This window comes from Sphingopyxis italica (assembly GCF_011926545.1).
GTDB lineage: Bacteria > Pseudomonadota > Alphaproteobacteria > Sphingomonadales > Sphingomonadaceae > Sphingopyxis > Sphingopyxis italica.
In genome coordinates this window covers 467990-493623 of sequence record NZ_JAATIT010000003.1, presented here as the reverse complement: position 1 = coordinate 493623, position 25634 = coordinate 467990, and the positions used below count along the sequence as shown (strand labels likewise).

38 protein-coding genes are annotated in these 25634 nt (G+C 65.0%); 19 read left to right on the top strand and 19 right to left on the bottom strand.

The annotated features are described in order from the left end of the window. The first annotated feature begins 109 nt into the window (after positions 1-109). On the top strand, positions 110-436 hold the full coding sequence (locus GGR90_RS13675; RefSeq protein ID WP_167921997.1) for a hypothetical protein: 327 nt from the start codon (positions 110-112) through the stop codon (positions 434-436). Here the strand turns inward: GGR90_RS13675 and GGR90_RS19290 are convergent. From GGR90_RS19290 to GGR90_RS13590, 17 genes are all read right to left on the bottom strand, one after another. Next, positions 393-2771, bottom strand: a complete 2379-nt coding sequence (locus tag GGR90_RS19290; protein ID WP_209023749.1) for a hypothetical protein — start codon at positions 2769-2771, stop codon at positions 393-395. The two genes, GGR90_RS13675 and GGR90_RS19290, sit on opposite strands and share 44 nt — an antisense overlap. Then, a complete protein-coding gene (locus GGR90_RS13665) occupies positions 2768-4795 on the bottom strand; it encodes a hypothetical protein (RefSeq protein WP_167921996.1) in 2028 nt (675 codons plus the stop codon). The genes GGR90_RS19290 and GGR90_RS13665 overlap by 4 nt, the downstream gene beginning before the upstream one ends. Positions 4796-4798: 3 nt before the next feature. Further along, positions 4799-5404, bottom strand: a complete 606-nt coding sequence (locus GGR90_RS13660) for a hypothetical protein (RefSeq protein ID WP_167921995.1) — start codon at positions 5402-5404, stop codon at positions 4799-4801. Beyond that, entirely contained in the window at positions 5401-5556 is a 156-nt protein-coding gene (locus GGR90_RS13655; RefSeq protein WP_167921994.1) for a hypothetical protein, read from the bottom strand. The genes GGR90_RS13660 and GGR90_RS13655 overlap by 4 nt, the downstream gene beginning before the upstream one ends. Continuing rightward, the gene (locus tag GGR90_RS13650) at positions 5553-5849 is read right to left on the bottom strand and encodes a hypothetical protein (RefSeq protein ID WP_167921993.1); all 297 of its coding nucleotides are present in this window, start codon (positions 5847-5849) and stop codon (positions 5553-5555) included. The genes GGR90_RS13655 and GGR90_RS13650 overlap by 4 nt, the downstream gene beginning before the upstream one ends. Then, positions 5849-6364, bottom strand: coding sequence for a terminase small subunit-like protein (locus GGR90_RS13645; protein ID WP_209023748.1), 516 nt, complete (start codon positions 6362-6364; stop codon positions 5849-5851). Before GGR90_RS13645 ends, GGR90_RS13650 begins: the two co-directional genes overlap by 1 nt. A gap of 24 nt (positions 6365-6388) precedes the next feature. Further along, positions 6389-6739: a hypothetical protein gene (locus GGR90_RS13640; RefSeq protein ID WP_167921992.1), complete on the bottom strand. Its 351-nt coding sequence runs from the start codon at positions 6737-6739 to the stop codon at positions 6389-6391. Further along, a complete protein-coding gene (locus GGR90_RS13635) occupies positions 6736-7053 on the bottom strand; it encodes an HNH endonuclease (RefSeq protein WP_167921991.1) in 318 nt (105 codons plus the stop codon). The genes GGR90_RS13640 and GGR90_RS13635 overlap by 4 nt, the downstream gene beginning before the upstream one ends. Then, positions 7050-7502, bottom strand: coding sequence for a hypothetical protein (locus GGR90_RS13630; RefSeq protein WP_167921990.1), 453 nt, complete (start codon positions 7500-7502; stop codon positions 7050-7052). The genes GGR90_RS13635 and GGR90_RS13630 overlap by 4 nt, the downstream gene beginning before the upstream one ends. Further along, the gene (locus tag GGR90_RS13625; RefSeq protein ID WP_167921989.1) at positions 7499-7669 is read right to left on the bottom strand and encodes an excisionase family DNA-binding protein; all 171 of its coding nucleotides are present in this window, start codon (positions 7667-7669) and stop codon (positions 7499-7501) included. The genes GGR90_RS13630 and GGR90_RS13625 overlap by 4 nt, the downstream gene beginning before the upstream one ends. Before the next feature lie 147 nt (positions 7670-7816). Further along, positions 7817-8032 carry a hypothetical protein gene (locus tag GGR90_RS13620; protein ID WP_167921988.1) on the bottom strand — a complete coding sequence of 72 codons (216 nt, stop codon included), beginning with the start codon at positions 8030-8032 and terminating at the stop codon, positions 7817-7819. Between the two features lie 12 nt (positions 8033-8044). Then, complete coding sequence (locus GGR90_RS13615; RefSeq protein ID WP_167921987.1) at positions 8045-8866, bottom strand: hypothetical protein; 822 nt, start codon at positions 8864-8866, stop codon at positions 8045-8047. After that, entirely contained in the window at positions 8866-9066 is a 201-nt protein-coding gene (locus GGR90_RS13610) for a hypothetical protein (RefSeq protein WP_167921986.1), read from the bottom strand. Before GGR90_RS13610 ends, GGR90_RS13615 begins: the two co-directional genes overlap by 1 nt. Further along, entirely contained in the window at positions 9063-9419 is a 357-nt protein-coding gene (locus GGR90_RS13605; protein ID WP_167921985.1) for a hypothetical protein, read from the bottom strand. The genes GGR90_RS13610 and GGR90_RS13605 overlap by 4 nt, the downstream gene beginning before the upstream one ends. Continuing rightward, a complete protein-coding gene (locus tag GGR90_RS13600) occupies positions 9416-9676 on the bottom strand; it encodes a hypothetical protein (RefSeq protein ID WP_167921984.1) in 261 nt (86 codons plus the stop codon). The genes GGR90_RS13605 and GGR90_RS13600 overlap by 4 nt, the downstream gene beginning before the upstream one ends. Next, positions 9673-10092, bottom strand: a complete 420-nt coding sequence (locus tag GGR90_RS13595) for a hypothetical protein (protein WP_167921983.1) — start codon at positions 10090-10092, stop codon at positions 9673-9675. Before GGR90_RS13595 ends, GGR90_RS13600 begins: the two co-directional genes overlap by 4 nt. Positions 10093-10160: 68 nt before the next feature. Then, positions 10161-10343 carry a helix-turn-helix domain-containing protein gene (locus GGR90_RS13590; RefSeq protein WP_245198661.1) on the bottom strand — a complete coding sequence of 61 codons (183 nt, stop codon included), beginning with the start codon at positions 10341-10343 and terminating at the stop codon, positions 10161-10163. Between the two features lie 97 nt (positions 10344-10440). Here GGR90_RS13590 and GGR90_RS13585 point away from each other — a divergent pair, with 97 nt between their 5' ends. The 4 genes from GGR90_RS13585 (at position 10441) to GGR90_RS13570 (ending at position 15309) form a co-directional block, all read left to right on the top strand. Then, entirely contained in the window at positions 10441-11376 is a 936-nt protein-coding gene (locus GGR90_RS13585; RefSeq protein ID WP_167921982.1) for a hypothetical protein, read from the top strand. Then, positions 11369-12526, top strand: coding sequence for a tyrosine-type recombinase/integrase (locus GGR90_RS13580; RefSeq protein WP_167921981.1), 1158 nt, complete (start codon positions 11369-11371; stop codon positions 12524-12526). Before GGR90_RS13585 ends, GGR90_RS13580 begins: the two co-directional genes overlap by 8 nt. Next, positions 12523-12726: a hypothetical protein gene (locus GGR90_RS13575; RefSeq protein ID WP_167921980.1), complete on the top strand. Its 204-nt coding sequence runs from the start codon at positions 12523-12525 to the stop codon at positions 12724-12726. The genes GGR90_RS13580 and GGR90_RS13575 overlap by 4 nt, the downstream gene beginning before the upstream one ends. 405 nt (positions 12727-13131) lie before the next feature. Beyond that, on the top strand, positions 13132-15309 hold the full coding sequence (locus GGR90_RS13570) for a TonB-dependent siderophore receptor (protein WP_167921979.1): 2178 nt from the start codon (positions 13132-13134) through the stop codon (positions 15307-15309). 51 nt (positions 15310-15360) lie between these two features. On the opposite strand, the gene GGR90_RS13565 is transcribed toward GGR90_RS13570, so the two are convergent. Next, entirely contained in the window at positions 15361-15507 is a 147-nt protein-coding gene (locus GGR90_RS13565; protein WP_167921978.1) for a hypothetical protein, read from the bottom strand. Between the two features lie 252 nt (positions 15508-15759). On the opposite strand from GGR90_RS13565, the gene GGR90_RS13560 reads away from it, so the two are divergent. The 12 genes from GGR90_RS13560 (at position 15760) to gp17 (ending at position 24519) form a co-directional block, all read left to right on the top strand. After that, positions 15760-16239, top strand: coding sequence for a hypothetical protein (locus GGR90_RS13560; RefSeq protein ID WP_167921977.1), 480 nt, complete (start codon positions 15760-15762; stop codon positions 16237-16239). Continuing rightward, positions 16236-17552 (top strand): DNA-packaging protein, encoded by a 1317-nt coding sequence (locus GGR90_RS13555; protein WP_209023747.1) that lies wholly within the window; start codon positions 16236-16238, stop codon positions 17550-17552. Before GGR90_RS13560 ends, GGR90_RS13555 begins: the two co-directional genes overlap by 4 nt. 157 nt (positions 17553-17709) lie before the next feature. Continuing rightward, positions 17710-18348 carry a hypothetical protein gene (locus GGR90_RS13550; RefSeq protein WP_167921976.1) on the top strand — a complete coding sequence of 213 codons (639 nt, stop codon included), beginning with the start codon at positions 17710-17712 and terminating at the stop codon, positions 18346-18348. 58 nt (positions 18349-18406) lie between these two features. After that, positions 18407-19525 (top strand): phage portal protein, encoded by a 1119-nt coding sequence (locus GGR90_RS13545; protein WP_167921975.1) that lies wholly within the window; start codon positions 18407-18409, stop codon positions 19523-19525. 110 nt (positions 19526-19635) lie between these two features. Beyond that, positions 19636-19962: a DUF6127 family protein gene (locus GGR90_RS13540; RefSeq protein WP_167921974.1), complete on the top strand. Its 327-nt coding sequence runs from the start codon at positions 19636-19638 to the stop codon at positions 19960-19962. A 77-nt stretch (positions 19963-20039) separates the two neighbouring features. Beyond that, positions 20040-20465, top strand: a complete 426-nt coding sequence (locus tag GGR90_RS13535; protein ID WP_381449379.1) for an HK97 family phage prohead protease — start codon at positions 20040-20042, stop codon at positions 20463-20465. Positions 20466-20470: 5 nt separating this feature from the next. Then, positions 20471-21610, top strand: coding sequence for a phage major capsid protein (locus GGR90_RS13530; RefSeq protein WP_209023746.1), 1140 nt, complete (start codon positions 20471-20473; stop codon positions 21608-21610). A 103-nt stretch (positions 21611-21713) separates the two neighbouring features. Next, entirely contained in the window at positions 21714-23135 is a 1422-nt protein-coding gene (locus GGR90_RS13525) for a tail fiber domain-containing protein (protein ID WP_167921972.1), read from the top strand. After that, the gene (locus tag GGR90_RS13520) at positions 23132-23287 is read left to right on the top strand and encodes a hypothetical protein (protein ID WP_167921971.1); all 156 of its coding nucleotides are present in this window, start codon (positions 23132-23134) and stop codon (positions 23285-23287) included. Before GGR90_RS13525 ends, GGR90_RS13520 begins: the two co-directional genes overlap by 4 nt. Before the next feature lie 16 nt (positions 23288-23303). Continuing rightward, positions 23304-23585 (top strand): phage fiber-tail adaptor protein, encoded by a 282-nt coding sequence (locus GGR90_RS13515; RefSeq protein WP_167921970.1) that lies wholly within the window; start codon positions 23304-23306, stop codon positions 23583-23585. After that, entirely contained in the window at positions 23585-24130 is a 546-nt protein-coding gene (locus GGR90_RS13510) for a head-tail connector protein (protein WP_167921969.1), read from the top strand. Before GGR90_RS13515 ends, GGR90_RS13510 begins: the two co-directional genes overlap by 1 nt. Continuing rightward, positions 24127-24519, top strand: coding sequence for a tail completion protein gp17 (gene gp17 / locus GGR90_RS13505; RefSeq protein WP_167921968.1), 393 nt, complete (start codon positions 24127-24129; stop codon positions 24517-24519). Before GGR90_RS13510 ends, gp17 begins: the two co-directional genes overlap by 4 nt. Positions 24520-24532: 13 nt before the next feature. Here the strand turns inward: gp17 and GGR90_RS13500 are convergent, their stop codons facing one another. Then, a complete protein-coding gene (locus GGR90_RS13500; RefSeq protein ID WP_167921967.1) occupies positions 24533-24871 on the bottom strand; it encodes a hypothetical protein in 339 nt (112 codons plus the stop codon). A 47-nt stretch (positions 24872-24918) separates the two neighbouring features. On the opposite strand from GGR90_RS13500, the gene GGR90_RS13495 reads away from it, so the two are divergent. Beyond that, positions 24919-25326: a phage major tail protein, TP901-1 family gene (locus GGR90_RS13495; RefSeq protein ID WP_167921966.1), complete on the top strand. Its 408-nt coding sequence runs from the start codon at positions 24919-24921 to the stop codon at positions 25324-25326. After that, positions 25323-25634 carry a GTA-gp10 family protein gene (locus GGR90_RS13490; RefSeq protein WP_167921965.1) on the top strand — a complete coding sequence of 104 codons (312 nt, stop codon included), beginning with the start codon at positions 25323-25325 and terminating at the stop codon, positions 25632-25634. Before GGR90_RS13495 ends, GGR90_RS13490 begins: the two co-directional genes overlap by 4 nt.

Sequence of the window (25634 nt, the reverse complement as noted above, 5' to 3'; positions counted from 1 at the left end):
GGGCCTTTCGTGCGATGAGCCGCCTATGGGCAAATCAGCTTCGTGGATGGAATTGGAGCGGCGGCGCGATCGATGGACCGCCGCTGGGCTTGCATGGGCTTTCCTCGGCGTGCCGCTGGTCGCTATTGCCGCGAGCGTCGACAAGGAGCTTGGCAAATGGCTCCTCATGATCGCGATATCCCCGATCCTGCTCGCCGGTATTGCCATCACCGTATTTATCGGTGCCGCCCCGCTGTTCGTGCGCAAGCCGATGGCGCGCCTCATTGCCGTGCCGATCATCGCCTTCATCGCATATGCGCTCGGCGGCGAAACCTTCGCGCTGGCATATATCGCCGCTCTGCTGGTCGCGTGGGCCGCCGTCTCGGCGTGGCGGGCGCTAATGCCGGGCAAGATCAAGCCCCCCGCTTCGGCGCCATACAGGCGCGCGCAGCAATAAGAGCGGCGTCGTCGGCGTCGAGATCGTCGAGCACATCGGCAAGCCGCACGTCACTTTCATCGACCCGCATCAGCTCGTTGGGATTCTCCGCGACAACCATCCGTAGATCGTGCTCAAGGCTGTCCGTCACCGAACGGGCACCGGGACCGTTGACCCCATCGTCAAACCGCTCGGCACCTTCCGCGCGCAGCGGGGCGGAGCGTTCCCGCCATGCGCTGACGAATGCAGCGCCGTCCGGTGTAAGATCACCGCGCCCCGCCATGTTGTCGATCGGCAAGCCAGCTTCCCGCGCGATGTTATACATTCTCGTCGCGATGCCCTTGCGGCGGATATCTGGCGAGACATAGCTGATCACGCCGCCGAAATTCTCGACCGCCTCGGGGTGCGTCGGGATCAAAAGGCCCGCCTTGGCCCTGCCATCGTGACCGCGCAGCACGACGGTAGCAAAGGAGCCGTCGTCCGCCTGCTCGATCCGGTAGCCCGATGGGCCGGTTTCGGGGAGCATGTGGCGCGAGATAATCCAATCGTCGATCGCATCGGGGGCCACCGTCGCCCTTGGCGCTGGTTCGACGCGCTGCTCGATCGCGTCGGCAACCTCGTTCGCGATCCGGCGCTGTCCCGAACGCAGCGGGGCCAGCTCGGCGAGACGTGAGGCGGGAACGTCGACCGAGTAGACCGCCCCCGCCTCACCGGCAGTAGCACGTGCTACCGCTTCATCTTCGACGTAAGCGCGCGATGCTGCCCGGCGCCCGGGGGTGTCCGCGCGGAACAGCCGGACAGTCTCGCCCTCGGGCCAGATATCGAATTCCATCGGCTCGGCGTCGTCGAACTCGGTTCGCAAGGATGCTTCAATCTCGCCTTCCTCGCGCGCCCTGATATTCGACAGCGCAGCCTCGGCCGCATCGACCTCGCGCTGCGCTGCCGCCCATTCCTCATCGCTGCCGAACTCGTCGCGGCGCAGCGAAGGGCCATCGGGATCGCCGCCGACCTTGCGGTGCGCCCAGCGAATCACGTCATCGGCGGTCATATCCTTAAGGAACGGGTTTGCCGCGACTGCCCGCTTGCCGAGAATGCGCGATACCGGCGTGTCGGGGGCTGCGCGCAAGATCGCTTTCGCCCCGCCCGATCCGGCGAAATGCGCGAGATAGAGATTCCCCGGCGTGGCGCGGGCGCCGATCGAGGCGAGGGCGCGTTCGTTGTCGCGGATGAGATCGTCCATCAACGCTTCTTGAAGCTGCCCGTCGCTGCGCTTGGCGAGGATCTGATCGTCGCTCAGTCCCTGCGAGCCATAGCGGCGCTTGTAATAGGTCAACCACGTCTTCGAAACGAACTGATAGCGGCCATATGCCGATGACGTCGCCGCCTGAGCCGTATCGTCGCCGCTGGACTCGGCACGGCGGATGCGGGCTTTCAGGGCTTCCCGCGACACGACAGGGTCGACAGGGCGGGCAGGGCGGGGCGGCTGCTCGCCGTTCAATACCCGCTCTGCTTCGGCCACGCGCTCGCGGTGAGCCTCCGTTGCTGGACCGGGACGGAAGGGGCTGGTCGCGTCGACTTCGGCCTCGCGCTCGACGACGTTGACGGCGGCGCGCTCGGTCGGGGTCAATCGTCCCTCGCGGCGGCGTTTCAGGAAGGCGCTCGCAGGCTCGACGATACCGCCCTGGATCACAGCACCCGCCACACCGGCAACAGCCACATTGGTGACAGCCTCGCCGGTCGTGAGCGTCTCGCCGCGCTTGGCGCGTTCGGCCGCAATCATCGGCTGCTCGACGGCCTCGGTAGCGACGTTGACGGCGGCTTCACCGATAATGCGGCGCGCCACCGTCGAACCCATCCCGCCAGCGGGGAGGGTCATCAGGTTTATGGGGTCAAGCGCGGCCCCCGCGAAGCCGCCCGCATAGCCTGCAATACCTTCGGTGCGTTCAAGGGTCTGCGCGTCGACCGCTCGGCGTTCCTTCGTCCGCGCGGTGACGCTGGCGCGGAACGCATCGGGGGTGTCGGGAATGTCGGGCAGGAAATCGGGATTGCGCGCGCGGACCTTGGCGAGATCGGCGAACACGGCGGTTTCGTTGATGCCGCCCGAATTATGCCCGACCCAGACGTAGGAGCCTTCGTCCTTACCGGTTTCAGGCTTGAGCGCGGCGAGGATCGGGCCGTAGGCGGCAATCAGCTCGTCATTGCTCTGCCCCGGCCAATCATCGCGGGCGGTGCGGAAGCCCGCCTTGAACCCCTCCCAGCCGGAAGCCGCGGGCATGTCGTCGACGTCCTGCGCCACCGGAAGGGCGGGCGGGCCTTCAAGCTCGTAAAAGCTGGTAGGGTCCTGCTCGTTCCTCATTTCGCCGGAACCTTGGCGAGGTCGAGGGTATACGGGCGCCCCGACTTCGTGCCGACGAGCCGACCGGCGCGCGTCTGAAACCCATAGCGCGTGCCGCCGAGCCGAACGGGCACAAGATCACGCAACTGGCCAACCGTGACCGTGCTGCCATCGGGCCACACCGCCGCATCGCTAACCGCCGATTTCTTCGTGTCGGGCCCGGTGAGGCTGGCAACACGCCGGAATACTCCCTCGCTGGTCCAGCCGGGGGGCAGGGACACCCACTTGTCCTTGTAGCGAACAAGGCCGCCATACTGCCGGCCGCCCTTCGTCTCGCCGCCAAGGGCCGCGTTGATCGACGAGCGCCACAGATTGGCATCCCACGCGGTTTGTCCCTGTTGGCGGGCACGCTCGGCATAGACGGCCTTCGCCGCATCGAAAACGTCTCGCGTGTAGTCGGGGGGCAGGCCAGCCAAGGCGCCGGCCGATCTGTTGAACTCATACTGCGCAAGGCTGGTGCTGAACGCCTTCTCGCTCGTCGCGAGCGCATCCTTGCCGCGCAGCACTTCAAGGGCCAGCTTCTCGCCGCCGGGCGAGGTGATGAGAGTAGCAGCCACGCGGAAGGCGCCGTCGCTATCCCCGGTCAATTGGCGAGCTGCACCCTCGATCGCGCGGGGGTCACGGAACAGGGAGATCGTGCGAAGGGCCTTCAACCGTTCCGCGCTCTCCCCGGCCACGCTGCCTTCCAGCTTGCGCAATTCCTCGCCGAACAGCGGCTCGACGCGCCCGCCCTGCCGCGATGCCGCCGCCACTGCGAATTGACCGCGAGCGCGGAAGCTGTCGGGATCGTTGAAATCGAGCGCGGCAACGGGCTTCCCGGTCGCATACTGTTCCTGCGCCATCGCCCCGCCTGGCTGTTCCAGCCGCGAAGCCGTCTGCTGCCGCACGCTGCGAAGGCCATTCAGACGCGATGCCTGATCGGGCGAGAGTTTCCCCTGCTTGGCCTCCAGCGCGGCGATATCCTGATCGATCTGGGTGAGGGGAGCACCACGGTAGCCCTCGGCTGCCCGCGTCTCGCCCGCCTTGGCGCGGGCAGCCGCTGCGTTCGACGTGTCACCGATCGCACGGTAGCCTTCGGACAGGGCAATCCAATCGGCGGACGAACCGGCGCCGGTGTCCAGTTGAACCCGCATGGTTTCGAGCCGCTCGCGTTCCTCTGACTTCGCTGCCGCAGCTTGGGCGCGTGCCTCTGCCGCCACCCTGCGTTCGTCGGCGGCGATGGCCTCCCGACGAACGCGGATGGCACCTTGCACCGCGCGCGCATCGTCGGGGTCGAAGGCGGCCTCATGCTTTTTGAAATACGCCTCACCGGCATCGGGACCAAGGTTCGCCACGCGGGCGAGGGAGACGTCGCGGCGGGTGTTGGATTCCCCCCGCTCGATTTCATTCTGCGCCCATACGACCGACTTGTCGCGGTTCGCCATACGCGCGATGACGCTGGCGGCGGTCGCAATGCCGATTTCGATCTGCTCGTCGTCATCCCAAGCGCGACCAGCATCCCTGAAACTCGTCTCGACCAGCGCCTTGTCGGTCGTGTCCTCATAGGCTTGCCGCTCGCGAACAACGAAACCGCCCACCTGCCGACGTAGGGTTTCCATGCGGGCAGCCGCGTTGTCGTCGAACATGCGTTTTGCCAGCGGCGATTGCAGTCCCGCCGACAGCTTGGACGCCTCCTTGCCGAGATCCTCAAGCGTGCCTTCATACGCGTCGAGCGCGGCCTTCCCCTGCAATCGAAACAGACCTGTCTCGGGGTCGTGGACGCGCTCGCCCTCCAGCGCGGCAAACTTTACCGCGGCATCTTTGGCGGAGTATTCGGCCTTCCGGGTCGACAGGTCTTGCAGTCCGTCCGCAAGGCCCCCGAGCGACTGCCCGAAACGCTCGACCGCATCGCCAACGAAATTGCGGGATTCGGTGTAGCGCAGCGGGCGCGCGTCAAGCGGCTGGACCTGAACGCTGCGACCAGCGGGGATCGGAACCCTCGCCACCGATCAGTCCGTTTCCGCAACCGCGTCGACAACCGCGGCGACCTTCTGCAAAGCTCGGTCACGGTCCTTCGCAACACGGCGCGCAAAGTCGATTACTGTCTGCAAGCTCTCGCCCACGTCTGGTGTCTGAAGAACGCCAGCACCCACCAGAAAGGACTCCTGGGGCGTAAACGACGCAAGGATGCCTGTCGGGATCGGTTGCGCCGGGAACACTCTTGCCGACGCACTGCCGATGTCGTCGGCAAGCTGCCCGATCTGATCCCAAACGGGCAACATCTTCGTCGCCATTGCTTCCAACTCGGCGAGGGCAGAGACGTGACTCTCCATGAGCGAGCGGACCTCCTCCGCCGCCGCCCTCCGAGCAGCCACACGCGAGGCGCTCTCGGCCGCTCGCTCGTTTTGTTCGACCTTAAGGGAACCGTAGCCGAGCCCCGCCAGCTTCGCTTCGATGCGGTCGATCTTGGCCATTTCGTCCAGCATCGGTTGCTCGTCGCCGCCGAGCGCCGCCTGGAGCTGAAACTCCTTAAGCCGGTGCCGAGCGAACTGGAGACCGTCGAGAAGCTTTTCCTTGGCCTGCTCGATTTCGGCGCGGGTGATGTCGTCGCTCATCGCTCTTCCAATTCTGCATAAGGGTCGTGCTTGGGAACGGGAATATGCAGCGCCGGCTCATACCTCTGGCGGTAGTATGGCTTGATGCCGACCTTCTGCATGTCGTCCAGAAACTGCTCTCGCCACGCGATCTCTCTTTCTTCGTTCGTCATGCTGCGATCTCCTCTTTCTGTAGTCCGCAGGAGGCGCAGCACCCATTTCTGAGGCGCTCCCGCGCTTGCTTCAACTGACCTGCGTAATCACCCAACCCGGGCGAGACATACAGCTCGGCGACGTCCATCAACCCCGGCGGGTCGGGAAGCGCGTTGATGTGATCCTGCAACAGTGCTTCCTCGGCAGCGTCTCGCTGATCGCGCCCCTTCATGCGGGACAACAATGCGACCATTTCCGCGATCTCGGCGGCCTTCATCCCGGCGTAAAACTGCATCCACTGCTTCGTAACCATCATGACTCTCCCGCCGAAAATTTCTGCGCCGCCGCACTAAGCGACGCGAGACGCACGAACATCTCTTCGTCAGTATAATCTCGGCGCAGCCTACCGCCGTCCGCGTTGGCGTGGCGGAGGCGAATGTCATCGCCGTATTTCTTCGGTGCGAGCTTGCTGGAGACCCACTTGCGGGCATCAACGCGGAGGCGCGACCGCTGAACGTGCTCGGCGTCGAATGCCGTATCTTTCTCACCGTCCTGCCGCAGCTTTTCGACATAGTCGTTCCTGCCGTCGTCGGCGATTTCGATGATCTCGTCGAAGATCGCATCGGCCTGCGCCTCGCGCGCGCGCGCGTATTGCTCCGAAAACGCCAGCGCCTCGTCACTGTCCTCTGCCAACCAGCGAAATACCGTGCTCATCGCAGGCATGTTATCGGCAGCGCAGATCGTGCGCAGACTGTCCCCCTCGATCAGTCGCTCGCAGATCGCGGTCTGGACTGCTTTTCGTTCGGTTGCTTTGAATTGCTTGGCCATCACAGGCTACCAAATGACACATCATCACGCGGCGCGGCGCGAACCTGCACAGATATTTGCAATGCGATCGCTGAACGCGCGAAAGGCCGGGTCCTCCGCGTGCATGGCCTTGGCATCGGCGAGCCATCGCTGAACGGTGGAATGGTCCCGGTTGAAGGCGCGGCCGAGCTGCTCCAGCGTGGCCGATGTGTGCCATTTGGCTGCCGTGATGATGGCCCTGCGAAGCCACATCGTTTCGCGGTCAATGTCCGCGCTTCGCAGGAGCCTCACCGTCTCGGCGTCGTTCTCGGCCGCGGCAAACATCAATCGCACCACCGGCAAGGGCACGTTGGCATGTTTAGCCAGGTCGTGCGGATCGAGCGGTGGTGCCGTCACGCATCCGCCTTCATCTTTGCCCGAGCGCGACGACGGGCGTTGCGGATCATGGCACCTTCCCGGCCCGTCTTCGACCGGGCGTGCGCGACACATAGCGGCTGGTAATTGGTGCGCTCGTCACCGCCGCCAAGGCATTTCGGCTTGATATGGTCGGCGTGCGACGCCTTCGTCGTCCTGCCTTCCTTGGCGCATTCCCGGCAGTTGGGTTCATCCCGAAGCATGGCGCGGCGGATGCGACGGTGGAGCGTCCCGTAGCCGCGAGATTCGGGCGAGCCGATCGGGCGCCAGCGGTGCGATTTCGCCGGGGCGGTCATGCTGCCGCCTCCGGTCCATACTTCTCCGCTAGCGGGTGCGGGGACGACGTGACGCCCGCGAGGTCCGCGATGGGTATTCCCATATTGGCAGACAACGCCTCTGCACGCTGCACGACAACCGCCGCGTCGGCGAGCGGGTATGTCGCCATCCACTGCCAAGGCTTCCGCTCGCCGCCCTCGTGCGGGGACGCCGTCCACGGTCCCGCGACCGACAGGAGCAGCAAGTTTTGCCCATACTTCTCAATCGGAAATATCTCGACGAGTTCGAAGGGGTGCGGCTGCCCGCGCAGGAACGGACGGAAGGGAACGACATTCGAAACCTCTGGCGCATCCGCCTCCCCGCTGGTATCGTCAGCGCCGGAACCGGAAATCGCAGTCCATTCCACATCGATGCCCAGCCCGGTAGCGACCCCGGTGCTGGGCATTTCGTCATCAGGCGGGCCGCTCATGCCGCTTTCGCCTTCAAGAAATCCCGCAGACTGTCCGCATAGACAAGCCGACGTCGACCGATTTTCAGCGATCGAACCTCGCCGCTCGCCGCCATTCGCTCGATCGTGCGGAGCGATAGCGAGGTGATTTCGCTCGCCCGTTTGATGGATAACGTCAAATCTTCCATGGTCTTCTCCTTTGCCGAATCAGCCTACGCCGGTGGGTATCGACGCTCAAAAATCTGGCGGTGCTGGTGCCGTCAGGGGCCGTCCACACCCGCCACCCTAAGACCAAGGCTATCGACACTCGGAATCGGAACTCAAAATCGCCGGGGTCAGTCGCCTTCGGCCTCCAGGCTGCCCGCTTCGTGCAACTCGGCCGTCGCGACGATGCGCAGCGCCGCGACCATCTGGTTCGCATCCTCGGGCGGCATTTCGCGGCGGGCGGCGATCAGTTCCGCGACGGTCCACTCTGTCTGATAGCCGACGCGATCGAGCACGGCCTGAGCCTCGGCGAGCGTCATGGGGTGAATGTTCGATACGTTTTGCATTGTGTTTCTCCTTCAAAATGGTGCGATCTCGCCGAACAGGCGGGCCGCCTGCTGGCCAGTCGGTTCGCCGGCGAATGCTTCGGATATGGCGTCGAGCAGCGATGCGATCTCGGTGCGCTCGGGCGTCGGGATGCGGTCAGGATCGCCGCCCATGGCTTTGAATGCCCGCTCGATGGCAGGCACCTGAGCGTAGGAGGCTAACTTGTCGAATAGCTTGGGAAGGTGCTGTTTGAGGCTGACCATTGGTAGCCCGCGTTCACGCGGGTCTAATTCCGAAAAACCAAAGTGCGCACCTTCAGGTGAATTTAATTCCTTTGCTTCAGCAACATCTAATCCCTCTCTTAGAGAACTATAATGGTGACGCTGATCCGGTAGGAATTCTGCGGGCGGCAGCGCATTCGAACGTGCCGTTTGGTCATATTGACCATCATCATTTATGTCGGTTCGGTCATATTGACCGGCGCCCAAAGTTGCAGCCTCGTCATATTGAACGTCGCCGCGGGGGACATTGTCGGGCGGATCGTATCGAACGCGGATGGCTGTCAGACCTTTGCCCCCGCGTCGATCTTGCTTCTCGATCAGGTCGAGCCGTTCCAGCTTGGTGATGGATCGGCAGAGGGCGGCGTAGCTGCACTGCGCCTCCCTCGCCAACGTGACGTTGCTGGCCGTGCAGCCGGCCCCCATAGATTTGCCCTGGGCCGCTTTCAGCAATGTCATGCCGTCGTGAAGCCCGATCAGCCCGAGCACCCGCCAATCAAGCGCGGTGAGCTCGGGCATGAACAGTGCCTTCGTTGCGACTGTGGCGAACAGTCTCTTTTCGAGGCCCTTCGCCATCAGCCACCGACCCCGGCGAGATCGGTGACGGGAAAGCCGGTCGCGTCCGAAAGCACCTTCGCCGACATTTTCGCCATCGCGTGCGAGACGAACGTCGAAGGCACGACGACGGCGGTCGGGCCAGCCTCGGGCGGGATGATCTGAACGCGAAAGATCGGGCCGTCCTTGCGGACGTGGATCGCAGGTTCGGGCGCGCTCATTGACCGCACCTTTCAAGCGCGTTCATCACGTCCATATTCAGTCCGACGCCGCCCTTGGCCATTTGCAACAAGCCCCGGATCGCCGGATTCCCATGCACCCCGAATGCCGTCAGCTTCTCGAACTGCTCGGCGGGCATGACGTGGAGCATGGCGAGCAACAGCCACCGTTCCGGCGTCATGGGGTGGATGGCGCTGGCGATCCCCTCGGCCTCCCGTTCCGTGGGGAACCGATAGTCGAATGCAATGCCCTGCTGCTCGCGAAGGGCCGCCCGCGAGGCGCGACCCTCCTTGTTCATCGGCTGGCGCACCATGCGACGGGCTGCCGTGGGCAGCTTCACGACGGCGGCGCTCACGCTGCAACTGCCTTCATGACTTGCTCGATGCGCTTTTCGGCGCGCTCGATCCGGCAGATCATCTCCGAAAGCAGGGTTTCAGCCTTGTGCAGATCCCAGAGAAGAACCTTGTTCGGCGCGTCGCCGTCCGGTCGCACCACGCTCTGGGCGCCCTCTAGAAAGAGGTCCGCTGCATCCTTGAACGTCCGTGCGACCTCAAGGTCGGCGAGCGCCATTTCCAGTTCGGAATCGTCGATGCGCTTAGCCGGGACATTCATGCCACACCCCCTTGCGCGCGAAGCGAGCGCAGGGCCGAAAGCAAGAGGCGGTCGCTCCAGTCGCGATCGGCGCCTTGCGAAATGAAGTGATCAAGGTCCGCGCTATAATAGTGCGGCTCATCGTCGAAGCCGTCGAACAGGGCGCTGTCGAGCACGTATGCCGCCGCCGTCCACAGTTGCAGCTCGGCACCGCGGGCGGTGATGGCAACCGCGCTGCAAATTTCCTCCTCGGCTGCGTCGATTATATCCCATTGCGCCGCCTGTTCGGGGGTCATGCCGTCCGTCGACGGCCGGTCGGGCAATCCACGCGCTATCTTGAAGGCTGCCGATCTGCGATCAAATGCGGCTATAATCGCCGCGTCGGGATTGAGGGCAGGGGATTTGCCTGCCGGTGTGTTCGTGGTAATGGTGTCCATGTCGAATTTCCTTCCAGGTTTTCGATGTGGCCGGGATGAGGTTGCACCCTCGTTCCGGCCTTTTCTTTTCAGGCGGCCTCCGAACGGAAGGCGGCTTCAAGCTCGCTCTTGCGAAAATAGAGCCGATTCCCTTTGCGCACGACGGGCAGTTCGCCGCGTTCCACCATGTGATAGATCGCGGTTCGACTGCGGCCGATGTAATCCCCAGCCGCTTTCGCGCCGGTCAAAAGATCGTCTTTAAGCATTGCCATTACTCCCTTCTTGAATAAGAATGACCTTATCCTTCTCGCAGATTCGCGTTGAAGTTGCAATAGGAGAAGATCGACCTTCTCCTTCAAAGGAGATTTGATGCCCCGCTGCTCATTCACATTCGGCCAAATTGAAGAGATCTTGGCGGCTGTGCATCATATCGCGCCCGAGCGGCGCGTCGCATTCCAGGGCCGACTAAAACATTTTCAGCGCGAGAATTTTCCCACCGGACAGAAGCCGGGAAAGGGCAAGGCATTAAAATATGGCGCTGACCATTTGTTCAAAATGGTGATCGCTATGGAGCTGGTGCAATCAGGGATGACGCCGAAGCTCGTTGTTCAAATTGTAGAACACAATTGGTCCCTCCTTCAGACGACAACCTATCTGAGCACCGGATCGCGCGAGGAGCGGCGGGCGGCTGGCGGAGATGAAGAAGATTGGTGTTGGCTAATTCGCCCTGAAGCGATGCGGGAACTCACTGTTGAGGGGATCGGGGAATATGACCAATATGAAGCTGTAATGCCCGCCAAGACAGACGACCTCGGGAAATATCTGGGCGAGGGGTTCGGCGCAGCAACGGGTTCACCGTGGCGCACGCTCGTCATTAATGCTGGTTCGCTGGTGCGCGGCGTCCTCGGTGTCATCGACCTGAAAATGAACTTGGCGTCGGCCGGCGACATCAAGGCTGATCTCATGGACCTGATATCCGACCAGCAACGCGCCGCCGAACAAGCTATGGCTTCGATAGACGACACGATGAAGAACTGGACGCCCCCGCCGCCAAAGCCGCTTCGCGAACGGTATCCTCCAGCGATAATAGAGAGGGCGGAGAATCTTCTCGCAAACCACCGCGAACTTCTCGCGACCATTTTTCCGGGCGGTGACGTCGGCGAAGGCGTGACGGTCGAGCTATCGGCTGATGATGTGCGCACTCTTAGGGATAGCGGCATCATGGAAATTGCCGCCGAAGGGATGTTTCTGACAACAATCGGCGCTCTCGCTGTCGAGCTTTCGAAAGAGCCCTATTATGGCTAGCATCCGTAAACGAACCTGGACGGCTCCCAACGGCGAGGAAAAGACCGCGTGGCTCGTCGATTATCGAGACGGGGCGGGAAAGCGCCGGTTCAAGCAATTCGCCCGCAAAAAGGATGCCGATGCGTGGATCACGCAAGCGGCTTGGGAAGTCAGCAAGGGCGTTCATACCGCCGACTCGCAGAGCGTCACCGTCGCAGCCGCCGCTGACATCTGGATCAAGGTCGCGGAGAGCAAGAACCGCGAGCGCGGGACGATCGACCAATATAAGCAGCTTCGCGATCACCACATCGTGCCGCTGATCGGCGCTGAGAAACTGTCGAAGCTGACAACTGCCAAGGTCGTGTCGTTCGTGGACGACCTGCTCGCAACCCGCTCGGATGATTTGACGCACAAGGCTCTTCGCGCGCTCTCGCGAATCCTGATCGAAGCACGACGCCGCGGCCTGGTCGCTCAGAATGTCGCCGCCGACGTCAAGGTCGAGCGATCCGGTCGAAACGAGGAAGTCGTCATCCCGACCAAGGAAGAGTTGCGCGCGCTGCTCGCCGCCGCCGATGATCGGTGGAAGCCTCTGGTGCTGACCGCTATTCTTACCGGCCTTCGCGCGTCCGAACTTCGCGGCCTCCGCTGGAAGGACGTCGATTTCAAAGGCGCCACGATTTCGGTAGCGCAGCGCGCCGACAAATATTGCGATCTTGGGCCGCCGAAATCGAAGGCCGGCCGCCGCACAATTCCCGTAGGCGATGCCGTCGTGACAGAGTTGAAGAAATGGAAACTCCGCTGCCCGAATGGAGATGCGGGGCTGGTCTTTCCCAATTCAGTCGGTGCGGTGCAGGACTATGGCCATATGCTGCGCCGGGGGTTCTATCCGCTCCAGATCAAGGCGGGCGTCTGTGACCCGCAATTGAAGGATGGAAAGCCGGTGCTCGATGCGAAGGGCAAGGCGGTTATGGTGCCCCGTTACGGCTTCCATGCTTTGCGTCATGCCGCTGCCAGCGCATGGATCAAGCAGAAGATCGATTTGAAGCGCCTGACCACTTGGCTTGGGCATTCGAGCGTAGCGATCACCCTCGATATTTACGGACACCTTATCGTCGACAAGGATGAAGACGCTCGGCTCGCCGCCGAGGCGCAAGCGGAGTTGCTGGCATGACCATCAACTGGATACCGATCGCGGAGCTTCCACCGGCCTTCCTCGACGGACGCCCGACGCTGCTTTGGACCAGCATCGGCCCCTATGTGGGCGGGATGGAGCGTGCGACCGCCGGCGGCGAAAAGTCGTGGCACACCCTTCCGGATGGATTGCAAATTGAAGGCGTGACTCACTTCGCGGCGATTAACACGCCGTCCTGACGAAAACCCTGATGCAACACAGATGCAACACGGTGGCCGCAACCAGCGCAAAACCGTGCCTCCGAGAAACTTCCTAATCTGGGGGCCACTGGTTCGAATCCAGTCGGGTGCACCAAATCGTCCGGATACCCTGTCGGGACCGTATCGCCTCTTCCAGAACTTTCAGGTTTTCGCGTCGATGAACCGGTTGCGGTGTGTCGCCATTCGCGGTGATATTCCAGACCCACGCAGCAAAATGCCCGCTCGATCTCCGCGTCAAGAGTGAACAGCGGGCCGGCCCGGGGCAGATGTGGGCATAGCGCGCTTTCGTCAAAAGACGTGGCGAGCGACCATGGATTCACCTCTATTGCGTCGCAGTCGCAATTAATCTAGACGCCCGGTCATTGCAGAACAGCCGGGGGCATCATGTTTCGTTCGTTTCGTCCAGTCTTCAAATTCGCGCTGCTCGCTGCCAGCGCCCTTTCGGTTCCGGCCTTCGCGCAGGACGCCGCTTGGGCGCCGGAGGAGGGCGAGGCGAGCGGCCGCAAGGACGACACGATCGTCGTTTATGGCAGCGGCATCGACCGCAATACCGCCGCCACGGGGCTCGACCTGACCCCGCGCGAGACGCCGCAGTCGATCACGATCATCACGCGCGAGCAGATCGACGACCAAGCGGCGTCGACGGTGGCCGACGTTCTGGAATATACCACCGGGCTTTCGGTGAAGCGCGTCGATCGCGGGCGCAACCTCCTGTCGGCGCGCGGCTTCGACATCACCGCCTTCCAGCTCGACGGCCTGCCCTTCGCGACGGGCAATGTCGGGCTCGAGGAAACCAGCACCGCCATCTACGACCGGATCGAGGTCATTCGCGGCGCGACCGGGCTGCTCCAGGGCGCGGGCGAGCCCTCGGCGTCGATCAACATGGTCCGCAAGCGCGCCGACGCCCGCGAGCTGACCGGCGAAGTGAATGTCGAAGCGGGTTCGTGGAGCCATGTTTCGGGGCTGATCGACATCGGCGCGCCGCTCACCGCCGACGGATCGGTGCGCGCGCGGCTGGTCGCCGAAGTCTATTCGCAGGACGCCTTCGTCGACATCGAAAGCAGCAACGGCTTCACCCTTTATGGCACGATCGCCGCCGACCTCGGTCCCGGCACGCGGATCAATGCGGGGGCGAGCTATCAGCGCGACGAGCGCGACGGGGTGATGTGGGCGCAATTGCCCTATTGGTATGCCGACGGCTCGCGCCCCGACTGGTCGCGTTCGAAGACCACCGGCGCCGACTGGAACGAGTGGGACACGACGGAAAAGGCGGCCTTCGTGTCGCTCGAGCAGGATCTGGGCGGCAGCTGGCAATTGCGCGGCGATGTTTCCTATTTCGAGCAGGTCGAGGATTCGAAGCTGATCTGGCTGTCGGGCAACCCCGACCGCGAGACCGGGCTGGGCATGGAAATATGGCCCTATTGGTATCTCACCAAGCCGAAGCAATGGAGCGCCAATCTGCGGGTCAAGGGCGACTATCAGCTGTTCGGCCGCCGGCACGAACTGGTCGTCGGCGCGATGTACAGCCACCAGAAGGGCGGCTGGACCAATCGCGATCCCGACCCCGCGAGCGTCGCGCCGGTCGGCGATTTTCACGCATGGGACGGCAGCTATCCGGAACCCACCTGGGGCGACCGCTATCGCATGAGCGGGTTCGGCACGACCGAACAGACCGCGATCTATGGCGCGACGCGCTTCCAGATCATCGACCGGCTCAAGCTGATCGCCGGCGGGCGGTTGAGCAGTTGGACGCGCGACGAGGAGGAGGCGCTCTACACGCCCGAGCCCTATCGGATCGAGCACAAGAATATCTTCACGCCTTATGCGGGGTTGATCCTCGACTTCAATAATTTCCTCTCGGCCTATGCGAGCTACACCAGCATCTTCAATCCGCAGACCGCGCGCGACCGCACCGGCCGCTATCTCGACCCGGTCGAGGGCGACAATTACGAAGCGGGGCTGAAGGCCGACCTGATGGACGGCCGGCTGCGCGCGTCGGCCGCGGTGTTCCGCGTCGAGCAGAGCAATTTTGCGGTTCCCGACATCGACCCCGAAACGGGCGATCCCTATTTCATTCCGGGGACGACCGACGTCGCTTCGCGCGCCGCCAAGGGCGTCGTGTCGAAGGGCTATGAACTCGAAATGCAGGGCGAGCCGCTTCGGGGCTGGGACATCAGCGTCGGGTGGAGCCATTTCAAGGCGAAGGACCCCGACGGCATCGACGTGCAGGCGCATCAGCCGCGGCGCGTGTTCCGCATGGCGACGAAATATGAATTCGGCGGCGCGCTGGGCGGCTTCAGCCTTGGCGGGTCGCTGCGGTGGGAAAGCCGGCCGCCGCAGACGGCGAAAAACCCCGCCACCGAAGCGATCGAACCGGTAGGGCAAAAATCCTATGCCTTGGTGAACCTGATGGGTGCCTATGATCTGACCGAGGCGCTGTCGCTTCAGGTCAATGTCAACAATGTCTTCGACAAGGCCTATTATAACACCAATAGCTGGTTCGGCGGCTTCATCTATGGCGAACCGCGCAATGCGCGCGTGACCTTGCGCTACGGGTTTTGATCGCGAAATAGTCGCCGCTTGGCGCAGCCGTCGACCCTGCGCCAGCTCGTCCTAGAGGTCCTTGAGGTCCTTGCGATACCGCCCACGCATGATGTCACGACGCCGCGCCCGCTCGCGCCTGAACCGGGCGATGAGATAGATTGCGGCGCCTACCATGATGGCGATGATGGCATAGGCGGCGAGGATTCTCGGTTCCACGGTGGTTACTCCAGTCTGGAATGATCGAGACCCCGCTTCGATACGCCCGCCATCCCATTAGGTTCCGCCGCGATGGTTCAGGAAGCCGGAGAGCATCCCGCCTTCCTTCGGTATAACCATATTGGTTATTTTAACTTGACATCGTCACGCTGATATGGCACAAGTATCACATCATGAAGAATTGCGAGTCGGGCCGGCGGCCTTCCGTTTGCGGGAGGGCGTTCCGGCCCGCATCTTTCCGGGAGAAGCGCGATGGGACGGATCGGCAAGGCGGCCGAAGGTGGCAAGGCGCGTCCGAGCGGACGGCAGATGGACATTTTTCTCGATGCGCTCGCCGAATCCTCGAACGTTGCCGCCTCGGCCCGCGCGGCGGGAGTATCGGCGAACGCCATGTACCGCGAGCGGCGGCGCAACCCCGGCTTTGCGGCGCGGTGGCACGAGGCGCTGTGCGAGGGCTTCGCGCGGCTCGAAGCCGAGCTGTTGTCCGAGGCGCTGATCGCGCCGAGCGGCAATGTGAAGGATGCGACGCTGAAGTCGCGGGCGCAGAAATACCGGCTCGGACTTTCGCTGCTGGCGGCGCACCGGGCGGCAGTGCGGGGAGGCGCCGCTGCGCCCGCCGCACAAGCACTCGCGGGCGATGCGAAGGCGCGCCTCGCGGTCAAGCTGCGCGCGATGCAGGCGCGGTTGCATAAGGAGCGCGAGCGTCGTGCCGATGGGGACGATGGATTTTGAAGCGCGCGATCGAGTGGGCGGCTGGATCGTCCAAAGATCTCGACGCCTGGCTGCGACGCCTGACCCCCGAGGAGGCCGCGGAGAAGTATAGCGACTGGCGCTTCTGGGCGCGCGACGACCAACTGCCGCCACTTGGCGACTGGCGCGTATGGCTGATATTGGCAGGGCGTGGCTTCGGCAAGACACGCGCGGGTGCCGAATGGGTGCGCGCCTTTGCCGAGGCGACGCCGGGGGCGCGGATCGCGCTGGTCGCGGCTTCGCTGCACGAGGCGCGGCAGGTGATGGTGGAAGGCGAGAGCGGTTTGCTGGCGGTCGCCCCGACATGGATGCGGCCCGACTATGAAAGCAGCCTCAGGCGACTGACTTGGCCCAATGGCGCAGTCGCAACGCTGTTTTCGGCGGCTGAGCCGGAGAGCTTGCGAGGACCCGAACATGGTGCGGCGTGGTGCGACGAGATCGCCAAATGGCCGCTGGGTGAGGCGGCGTGGGACAATCTGATGCTGACGATGCGGATCGGCGAGGCGCCGCGCATCGTCGCAACGACGACGCCGCGCGCCGTGCCGCTGGTACGGCGGCTGAAGGACGAAGCGGGGGTGTTGACGACGGGAGGGAGCACGCGCGCAAACGATCTGCATCTTTCGGAGCCGTGGCTCGCGGCGATGCGGGGGCTATACGGCGGGACGCGGCTCGGGCGGCAGGAGCTGGATGGCGAATTGCTCGAGGATGTCGAGGGCGCGCTGTGGACGCGCGCGCTGGTCGAGCGGTGCCGGGTCGCGGCCGACGCCACGGCCAAGCCGGCGCGCGTGGTGATCGGGGTCGACCCGCCCGCGACGGCGAAGGGCGATGCGTGCGGGATCGTGGTCGCCGCGCTGCTGCGCGACGGGCGGATCGCGGTGGTCGAGGACGCGAGCGTCGAAAACCCGCCGCCGCATGTGTGGGCGCAGGCGGTGGCTGCGGCGGCGGTGCGCTGGGGCGCCGACCGGGTGGTCGCCGAAAGCAATATGGGGGGCGATATGGTCGAGAACACGCTGCGCCAGGCGGACCTGACGCTGCCGGTGCTGCCGGTGCATGCGAGCGCCGGCAAGGCGCGGCGCGCCGAGCCGGTCGCGATCGCGTATGAACGCGGGCGGGTTGTGCATGCGGGCGTGTTCGCCGCGCTGGAGGACCAGCTTTGCGGGTTGCAGGTGGGAGGCGGCTATGCGGGGCCGGGGCGGTCGCCGGATCGGGCGGATGCGTGCGTTTGGGCGCTGGCGGCGTTGCTGGACGGGCTGAAGACGGGGCGGGAGCCGGGGGTAAGAACGCTGTGGAAATAAAGGAACATTTTCGTGCGTATGTCGTTTTTCAGATGTCGTTCATCGAATGTCACGTACGTATTTCGTCAACTTTTGGTTGATATAACGCTCGGGACGGTCCATTTGAACCTCGTGGACTCGTGAAGCCCAGCTTCAGTTTCACGTTTAAGGAGAAAACATGCGCAAGCTTCGTCAAGCGACTTCGCGCGGAATTTCAGCGGTTTCGCATGCGATTCAGCAGCAGCCGGACTATTGCTCGGAAGTGTCGGACGAATATGTCACGGCGCTCCAGAATCACGTCAATAAGAGCAAGCCGAAGGGCTTTAAGCTGACTCCGATTTCGGAGCCGGGGGTGGTAACGTACAGATTTTTCCCGTTTTCCACCGCTCCTGCTCCATATGACGTCGTGTGGAGCAATTTTCCAACAGTTGAAGACCCTAAAATGCCCGCACCGAAGCCAAGACCGGCTTTGGTGCGACAGGCGTTTCAAGACCAAGATGGAAATCCATGGGTCAAGGTCGTCTATGGCACCTCAAAGGACCCGTATCGCGGCGGACCCGCCGATTTTTCGATTGTCACGCTTTCAGAAATGCAAGTCTGCGGCCTCAAGCAGGCTACTAGGTTCCGATTAGATCGGGAACTTGAGCTGCCTTGGTCGCGAGAGTTTTTCGAATGTCTGGCGGATAAACCTACACCAATTATCGGCCATATGCCTGCATATGAAGTCCGAAAATTGCAAATCCAAATTGCGCACCTTCAGAATTTGATAGCCCGCTTGCAAGAGGCGACCGCCTCAGACGAGGGCGACGAGCAATAGATTATTGCTGATGTCGAGGCTCCGTCTTCTGTCGGAGGAACGGCAAGAGGAGATCATCATGAACTGGTTTGGCCGTAAGGCCGCGCAGCTTCCTGCGCGGCCCGCTTTGTCGCGTGTGTATGGGACGTATGGGATGATGGGGAGTGCGCCTGCGCCGCTCAGCTGGGAGGCGCAGGTGCGCGAGGGGTATCTGGGCAATGCGATCGTGCAGCGGGCGGTGCGGCTCGTCGCGGAGGCGGCGGGATCGGCGCCGTTGGTGGCGAGCGATCCGGCGCTCGTGGCGCTCGTTTCGGCGAACTCGGGCGGGCAGGGGCTGGTCGAGACGCTCGCCGCGCAGCTGTTGCTGCACGGCAATGGCTATGTGCAGATCCTGACTGATGGCGCCGGGGCGCCGGCGGAGCTGTTCGCGCTGCGGCCCGAGCGGGTGACGGTCGAGGCGGATAGCCGCGGGTGGCCGGTCGCCTATCGTTACAAGGCGGGCGGATCGGCGGCGGTGCTGCCGGCCGAGGATGGCGCGGGGCGCGTGGCGGTGGTGCATGTGAAGGCGCTGCATCCTTTGGACGATCATTATGGCGCGGGATGCCTTGGCGCCGCAGCGGGGGCGATCGCGTCTCACAACGCCGCCGCGAAGTGGAATGCAGCGCTGCTCGAGAATGCGGCGCGGCCTTCGGGGGCGCTGGTGCATGATCCGGGCGACAAGGGGATGCCGCTGTCGGCCGAACAGGTCGATCGGTTGCGCGAGGAGCTGGCGGAGAGTTTCGCGGGCGGGGCGAATGCCGGGCGGCCGTTGCTGCTCGAGGGCGGTTTGAAATGGCAGGCGTTGTCGCTGTCGCCGGCGGAGATGGATTTTCTGGCGCTGAAGGATTCGAGTGCGCGCGAGATCGCCATGGCGTTCGGGGTACCGCCGATGCTGCTCGGGCTGCCGGGGGATGCGACCTATGCCAATTATCGCGAAGCCAATCGTGCGCTGTGGCGGCTGACGGTGCTGCCCTTGTGCGCGAAGATTCTAGGCGCGATTTCGCAGGGACTGGCGGGGTGGTTCGCCGGGGCCGAGTTGCGGGTCGATCTGGATAAGGTGCCCGCGCTCGCCGAGGACCGGATGGCGCTGTGGCGCGAGGTGTCGGCGGCGGACTGGCTGACGGCGGACGAGAAGAAGGCGCAGCTGGGACTGGGTTAGCCTTTGCGGGGCGCGGCCCCACCCCCACCCAGCTTCGCCTAGGCAGCAAGCTGCCAAGGCTGCGCAACCCTCCCCCGTCCCAGGGGGAGGGATTTCATGAGGAAATCGACATGGATGAAGATGAAGCGCTGGCGCGGTTGATCGCGCTGGCGGGGACGAGTGCGGTCGGCGTTCCCGGTCAGCCCGACGCGGCGTTGCTGCGCGCGGTGGTCGAGGAGGCGAGCGAGCTGGGTGCGCGGCGGGCGCTCGCGCGGCTCGGGCTGGCGGACGAGGCGGCGCGGGATGATGTGAGCGATTTGCGCCAACTGCTCGGCGCGTGGCGCGACGCGAAGAAGAGCGTGTGGGCGGCGGTGGTCGACTGGGCGGTGCGCTGTGTGCTGGCGCTGGTCGTCGTCGGGCTGGCGGTGAAGCTGGGGCTGCCGGGGCTGCTGAAGTGAGGGCGGGGGCGGAACAGGCCCTTCCCCAACCCCTCCCGCAAGCGGGAGGGGGGATCAGGTTCGCGGGCTATGCGTCGGTGTTCGATCGCGTCGATCGCGGGGGCGATGTGGTGCGCGCGGGGGCGTTTGCGGCGAGCCTGAAGGAAGGACGCGCCGTGCCGCTGCTGTGGCAGCACCGGCCGGGGGTGGCAATCGGGATGATCGAAGCGCTGGCGGAGGATGCGCGCGGGCTGCGCGTCGTGGCGCGGGTGACGCATCCGACCGCGGCGGCGCTGGTGGCGCGCGGGGCGCTGACGGGGCTGAGCTTTGGATATCGGGTGTGCGGCGCGCGGGGAGAGAATCCGCGCGAGCTGACGGCGCTCGACCTGGCGGAGGTGAGCCTGGTGGCGGCGCCGATGCAGCCGGCGGCGCGGGTGATTGCAATTGAATCAGCGGCGGCGGGCGACAGGCCCTCCCCCAACCCCTCCCGCAAGCGGGAGGGGAGTCTTTCGGTGAAGGAGTGACAAGCATGGACGATATGGAAGTGAAGGCCGACGCGCTCGATGGGGCGTTCGATGCGGTGCTGGCGGCGGAGGCGGTCGATGAGTTGAAGGCGTCGGTGGCGGCGCTGAAGACGCAGGTGGACGCACAGGCGGTCGCGGCATCGCGGTTGCCGCTCGACGGGGCGAAGGCGGCCGATCCGGCGCGCGACGCCTTTGTCGAACGCTATCTGCGGCGCGGGATCGATGCCGGCGTCGAGATGAAAAGCCTGTCGGGGGCGTCGGGTGGTGAGGGCGGCTATGCGGTGCCGCGCGAGATCGACGGCTCGATCGCCGCGACGCTGAAGGCGCTGTCGCCGATCCGGTCGATCGCGACGGTCGTGCAGACGGGGACGAGCGGCTATCGTAAGCTGGTCGCGACGGGGTCGATGGGCGCGGGCTGGGTCGGCGAGACGGCGGCGCGGCCCGAGACCGCGACGCGCAGCTTGGCCGAGATCGCGCCGCCGTCGGGTGAGCTTTACGCCAATCCGGCGGCGAGCCAGGCGATGCTCGACGATGCGATGTTCAACGTCGAGGACTGGCTGGCCGAGCAACTGGGACGCGAGTTCGCGGTTGCTGAGGGCGGCGCGTTCGTGAACGGCAGCGGGACGAACCGGCCCAAGGGCTTTCTGACCTATGCGACGACGAACGAGGCCGATAGCGTGCGCGCCTTCGGCACGCTCCAGCATCTCGCGACGGGGGCCGCCGGCGCCTTTCCGGCGTCGAACCCGCAAGACAAGCTGGTCGAGCTCGTTCACTCGCTGAAGGCGCCGTACCGACAGGGCGCGTGCTGGGCGATGAATTCGGACACGCTGGCGCGCATCCGCAAATTCAAGACGACCGACGGCGCCTTCATCTGGCAGCCGGGGCTGGTCGAGGGGCAGGCGGCGACCTTGCTCGGTTATCCGGTGGTCGAGGCCGAGGATATGCCCGACGTCGCGGCGAACAGCCTGTCGATCGCGTTCGGCAATTTCCGCGCCGGTTACCTGATCGCCGATCGCGGCGAGACGCGCATCTTGCGCGATCCGTTCAGCAACAAGCCCTTCGTGCATTTCTATGCAACCAAAAGGGTCGGCGGCGCGATCATCGATTCGCAGGCCATCAAGCTGATGAAATTCGCCGCCAGCTAAGCACTGGCGCGCGAGGGGCGCCCGGCCCGTCCAACCCTTTCGGGGCGGCGCCGGGCGCCAATCTTTTCAGATCTCCGATTCTTTTGGAAAGGATGGCCCTGCCATGCCGACCCCCTTTTTTGCCGACCTGGTGCGCGAGCTCGCCCAGGAGGGCGGGACCGGACCGCTGACGCCGACCGGCGCGGTTCCCGGCCATCGCCGTTTTGCCGACGCGGTGCCGCCCGGCGTTTCGTTTCACTATGCCGTGGCGGGGATCGCCCGTCCCGAACAATGGGAGGTCGGGACCGGCCGGATCGGCGGCGACGGCCGCCTGCTTCGCGATGTGGTGGCGGCATCGTCGGCGGATGGCGCGGCGGTCGATTTCGCGCCCGGCTTGAAAACGATCGCGCTGACCGTCGGCGCCGGATGGTTCGCGGCGAGTGAAACACAGGCGGCGGCGCTGGCGTCCGGCATGACGACGCTGGGCGATGAGCTGGCCGGGCTGACGGACGCGATCGATGCGAAGCAGCCGCTATCGACGGCGCACGGCAGCGCGGGCGCGGGCGAAGCCACCGATGCGGTGACGGTTCGCCGCGGTGCCGGCTGGGTCAATATCCCGCTGTCGGCACTGGCGTTTCGCGGTGCCGACGGCCGCTATGCGCTGGATGGCGCGCTGGCAGCGACATCGGGAAATGCCGTGGACGTGCGGCGCGCCCACGATGGCGACGCGCTCGATGTCGGCAGGGATGGCGGGCAGCGTCTGCGCGTTTTCGCGAATGCGGATATGATCGGGCTGTTCAATGTGGCGGGAGCCGGCGCGGGCCGGGACGGTCTTCGCATTCTCGACGGCGGGGTCGCCTTTGACATTGCGGCGAGCGAACGCGGCAGATTCAATTCCGCCGGCCTCGAACTCACCATGCCGAACGCGGGAAAGATGTTCGCCGAGCAGGCGGGTTCGAGCTCGGTCAAGCTACGGTCCTCCGCGACGATGCAATATGACGTCGCGGCGGCGTCGAGCCATCAGTTTCTGGTCAACGGAACGCAGGTCGCGCAGATCACCAGCGGGGGAATGTTGCAGCCGGGCGCCGACAATGGGCAAACACTGGGATCGGGTCCCTTTCGATGGTCGGTCGTCTACGCCGGGACGGGGACAATCAACACGTCCGACGCGCGCGAAAAGACATGGCGCGGCGCGGCGACCGAGGCGGAGCTGCGCGCCGCGTGCCGCATTGTCGGTGAGCTGGGCTTTTTTCAGTGGAACGATGCGATCGCCGTGAAAGGCGCGGACGGCGCGCGGATGCACTTCGGCGCGCGTGCGCAGGCGGTGTGGGCGATCATGGCCGACGAAGGGCTGATCGAGCCGATCGCCGAAGGCGCGGCGCCGAGCAGCCGCTATGCCTTTCTTTGCCATGACGAATGGGACGAGGGAGCGGCCGGTGAAGGCCCGCCCGCGGGCGACCGCTTCGGCATCCGCACCGACCAGCTGGCGCTGTTCCTGATCGCGGCGCAGGAGGCCCGCCTCGCGGTGCTGGAGGCCGCGGCATGATGGACGGGTCGGCCTTGGCTGCGCGCGCGATCGGCGATGCCGCGCGGCGCGATCTGCCAAGCGAATGGGCCGGGCCCGAGCCGGCGGCGCCGCAGACGGCGCTGCCGCTGGCGCGCGAGGCGGCGCGGCGCGTGACGTTGCGCAAACCCTGACGGGAAGGGGGAGACGATGACGATGATGGTGAAGGATCCCGGCACGCGGATCGATTTCGAGTTCGACTGGGGGGCCGCCTATCCGGGCGGTCAGGTGGTCGTCGCGAGCGACTGGTCGGTCGCACCGATGGAGGAGGGCGGCGTGACCGTGATCGGCGGCGCGCACGACCTGATGGAAGTCACGGTCACGCTGGCGGGCGGGATCGCGGGGCGCGTCTATCGCGTCACCAACCGCGTAACGATGAGCGACGGGCAGATCGACGAACGGTCGATGACCTTGCGGGTGCAGGAGCGATGATGGCGGAAAGCCTGTTGCCGGGCGAGGCCCCGGTGAGCCTGAACGAAGCGCGCGGCTGGCTGCGGCTGGGCGCGACGATCGACGACGCGGTGATCGCGGGGCTGGTGCGCGCGGCGACCAATATATGCGAGGCGTTCATCGGGCAGTGGCTGGTCGTGCGCGCGGGCGAAGAGGTCGCGCCGCTGCCGGCGGAGTGCATTGCGCTGCGCGCGCGTCCGGTTGTCGCGGTCGACGGCGTAGCACTGGTGTCGCAGGACGGCACGGAAAGCCCGCTCGACGAAGCGGCGTATCGCGTGACGATCGCGCGCGACGGCAGCGCCCGCATCACGGTGCCCGATCCGGGCGACGCGGCGCGCGTGCGCATCGCCTATCGCGCCGGCATGGCAGAGGGTGCGAACGGCGTTCCCGAAGCGATCCGCCAGGGCATCGTGCGGATGACGCAGCATTTGCACGACGCGCGCGACGGCACGGGGGCGGGGCCGCCGGCGGCGATAGCGGCGCTGTGGCAGCCGTGGCGGCGGCTGACGCTGGGAAGCGGACGATGAGCGGTGCCGAGCAGGCAGTGCGCGCGAAGGCGCTCGCTCTGCTGGCGGGCGATTCGGAACTCGCGGGGCTGGTGCATGGTGTGTTCGACGGCGTGCCGCCGCGGGCGAGCGCGCCCTATGTCTCGGTGGGCGGGGCCGAAGGCCGCGACTGGGGAACCAAGGACCGGACGGGGCGCGAGGTGCAGTTGACGTTGGTGCTGAACGGCGTCGGCGAGAGCGCCGATCGCGGTGCCGTCGCGCGGATCGAGGCGGCGGCCGAGGCCTTGCGCGGCGCGGCGGGCGGCTGGACGGTCGTTGGCGCGCGGACCGTGCGGACGCGGTTCGCCTTTGGACGCGATGGGGGCTGGCGCCGCGAAACGATAGTGCGGTGTCGCTGTCTGGCGGGATAGGGCGAGGTTTTCGCTATTCGCCCGGCATCGTGTTCGTCGACTTATAGTCCTTGAACTTTTCGGTGAAATTGGCGTGGTAATCCTCGATCTGCAGGTCGGCGTCTTCGGTCGCGACCGCTTCGGAATCTCCGCTCGCGCGGCCGAGCGCGATCACCGCCTTGCGAAAGGCGTCGCGTTCGGTTCCGCAGTTCGATTTCACCTGCATTTCATATTGGACGTCTTCGACCTTGGCCTCGAGCGCCTTCTTCATGTCCTCGCGCAGGCATTTGGTGAAAGAAACGCGCGTCGTGGCGACCGTCGCCGCGGGCGACGACTGCACCATGGCGGCCAAAAGCAATGTCGTGATCAGCATCCTGCGACTCCCCATTCCGCATGACTATATTTTGAGGAGGTTAGACGATGGCTATCGAAAATGGGAGCGATTTTCTGCTCAAGATCGGCGACGGTGAAGCGCCGCCGACATATCGCACGGTCGCGGGCCTGCGCACCACGCAGATGTCGGTGAACGGCGAGGCGGTGAACGTCACGACGAAGGATTCGGGCGGGTGGCGCGAGCTGTTGTCGGGGGCCGGCGTCCGGTCGGTTTCGGTGAGCGCGGCGGGCATTTTTACCGGGTCGGACGCCGAGGTGCGGCTGCGCGGCCATGCCCTGTCGGGGACCATCGACGATTATGAGCTGAGCTTTGAAAGCGGCGAGCGGATGCGCGGGCGTTTCCTCGTCACGCGGCTCGACTATGCCGGCGATTATAATGGCGAGCGTAATTACACGCTGAACCTGGAATCGAGCGGCGCGGTGGTGAACCTGTGAGCGGGGCCAATGCGCTTCGCGGCGAGGCCGAACTGATGGTCGGCGGGCGGCGGCTGGTGTTGCGGCCGAGCTTTGCGGCGCTGGTCGCCGCCGAGGCCGAGTTGGGGCCGCTATTTGGCCTGGTCGAGCGCGCGGCCGACGGGCGCTTGGGGCTGGGCGAGCTGGCCGGGCTGTTCTGGCATTGCGTCGGCGAGAGGCCCGAGGTGCTGACGCGCGAGGCGGTGGGCGAAGCCGTGGTCGCGCAGGGGCTGGCCGCGGTGACTCCGGCGCTGCGCGTGCTGCTGGGGCAGATATTGCAGGGACGATGA

Excerpts from the sequence above, each read along its gene's own strand:
- GGR90_RS19290 (WP_209023749.1), bottom strand. The coding sequence starts at position 2,771 with ATGAGGAACGAGCAGGACCCTACCAGCTTTTACGAGCTTGAAGGCCCG.
- GGR90_RS13660 (WP_167921995.1), bottom strand. The coding sequence starts at position 5,404 with ATGAGCGACGACATCACCCGCGCCGAAATCGAGCAGGCCAAGGAAAAG.
- GGR90_RS13655 (WP_167921994.1), bottom strand. The coding sequence starts at position 5,556 with ATGACGAACGAAGAAAGAGAGATCGCGTGGCGAGAGCAGTTTCTGGAC.
- GGR90_RS13650 (WP_167921993.1), bottom strand. The coding sequence starts at position 5,849 with ATGGTTACGAAGCAGTGGATGCAGTTTTACGCCGGGATGAAGGCCGCC.
- GGR90_RS13645 (WP_209023748.1), bottom strand. The coding sequence starts at position 6,364 with ATGGCCAAGCAATTCAAAGCAACCGAACGAAAAGCAGTCCAGACCGCG.
- GGR90_RS13635 (WP_167921991.1), bottom strand. The coding sequence starts at position 7,053 with ATGACCGCCCCGGCGAAATCGCACCGCTGGCGCCCGATCGGCTCGCCC.
- GGR90_RS13630 (WP_167921990.1), bottom strand. The coding sequence starts at position 7,502 with ATGAGCGGCCCGCCTGATGACGAAATGCCCAGCACCGGGGTCGCTACC.
- GGR90_RS13625 (WP_167921989.1), bottom strand. The coding sequence starts at position 7,669 with ATGGAAGATTTGACGTTATCCATCAAACGGGCGAGCGAAATCACCTCG.
- GGR90_RS13620 (WP_167921988.1), bottom strand. The coding sequence starts at position 8,032 with ATGCAAAACGTATCGAACATTCACCCCATGACGCTCGCCGAGGCTCAG.
- GGR90_RS13615 (WP_167921987.1), bottom strand. The coding sequence starts at position 8,866 with ATGGCGAAGGGCCTCGAAAAGAGACTGTTCGCCACAGTCGCAACGAAG.
- GGR90_RS13610 (WP_167921986.1), bottom strand. The coding sequence starts at position 9,066 with ATGAGCGCGCCCGAACCTGCGATCCACGTCCGCAAGGACGGCCCGATC.
- GGR90_RS13600 (WP_167921984.1), bottom strand. The coding sequence starts at position 9,676 with ATGAATGTCCCGGCTAAGCGCATCGACGATTCCGAACTGGAAATGGCG.
- GGR90_RS13595 (WP_167921983.1), bottom strand. The coding sequence starts at position 10,092 with ATGGACACCATTACCACGAACACACCGGCAGGCAAATCCCCTGCCCTC.
- GGR90_RS13590 (WP_245198661.1), bottom strand. The coding sequence starts at position 10,343 with ATGGCAATGCTTAAAGACGATCTTTTGACCGGCGCGAAAGCGGCTGGG.
- GGR90_RS13585 (WP_167921982.1), top strand. The coding sequence starts at position 10,441 with ATGCCCCGCTGCTCATTCACATTCGGCCAAATTGAAGAGATCTTGGCG.
- GGR90_RS13580 (WP_167921981.1), top strand. The coding sequence starts at position 11,369 with ATGGCTAGCATCCGTAAACGAACCTGGACGGCTCCCAACGGCGAGGAA.
- GGR90_RS13575 (WP_167921980.1), top strand. The coding sequence starts at position 12,523 with ATGACCATCAACTGGATACCGATCGCGGAGCTTCCACCGGCCTTCCTC.
- GGR90_RS13570 (WP_167921979.1), top strand. The coding sequence starts at position 13,132 with ATGTTTCGTTCGTTTCGTCCAGTCTTCAAATTCGCGCTGCTCGCTGCC.
- GGR90_RS13560 (WP_167921977.1), top strand. The coding sequence starts at position 15,760 with ATGGGACGGATCGGCAAGGCGGCCGAAGGTGGCAAGGCGCGTCCGAGC.
- GGR90_RS13550 (WP_167921976.1), top strand. The coding sequence starts at position 17,710 with ATGCGCAAGCTTCGTCAAGCGACTTCGCGCGGAATTTCAGCGGTTTCG.
- GGR90_RS13545 (WP_167921975.1), top strand. The coding sequence starts at position 18,407 with ATGAACTGGTTTGGCCGTAAGGCCGCGCAGCTTCCTGCGCGGCCCGCT.
- GGR90_RS13540 (WP_167921974.1), top strand. The coding sequence starts at position 19,636 with ATGGATGAAGATGAAGCGCTGGCGCGGTTGATCGCGCTGGCGGGGACG.
- GGR90_RS13530 (WP_209023746.1), top strand. The coding sequence starts at position 20,471 with ATGGACGATATGGAAGTGAAGGCCGACGCGCTCGATGGGGCGTTCGAT.
- GGR90_RS13525 (WP_167921972.1), top strand. The coding sequence starts at position 21,714 with ATGCCGACCCCCTTTTTTGCCGACCTGGTGCGCGAGCTCGCCCAGGAG.
- GGR90_RS13520 (WP_167921971.1), top strand. The coding sequence starts at position 23,132 with ATGATGGACGGGTCGGCCTTGGCTGCGCGCGCGATCGGCGATGCCGCG.
- GGR90_RS13515 (WP_167921970.1), top strand. The coding sequence starts at position 23,304 with ATGACGATGATGGTGAAGGATCCCGGCACGCGGATCGATTTCGAGTTC.
- GGR90_RS13510 (WP_167921969.1), top strand. The coding sequence starts at position 23,585 with ATGGCGGAAAGCCTGTTGCCGGGCGAGGCCCCGGTGAGCCTGAACGAA.
- gp17 (WP_167921968.1), top strand. The coding sequence starts at position 24,127 with ATGAGCGGTGCCGAGCAGGCAGTGCGCGCGAAGGCGCTCGCTCTGCTG.
- GGR90_RS13500 (WP_167921967.1), bottom strand. The coding sequence starts at position 24,871 with ATGCTGATCACGACATTGCTTTTGGCCGCCATGGTGCAGTCGTCGCCC.
- GGR90_RS13495 (WP_167921966.1), top strand. The coding sequence starts at position 24,919 with ATGGCTATCGAAAATGGGAGCGATTTTCTGCTCAAGATCGGCGACGGT.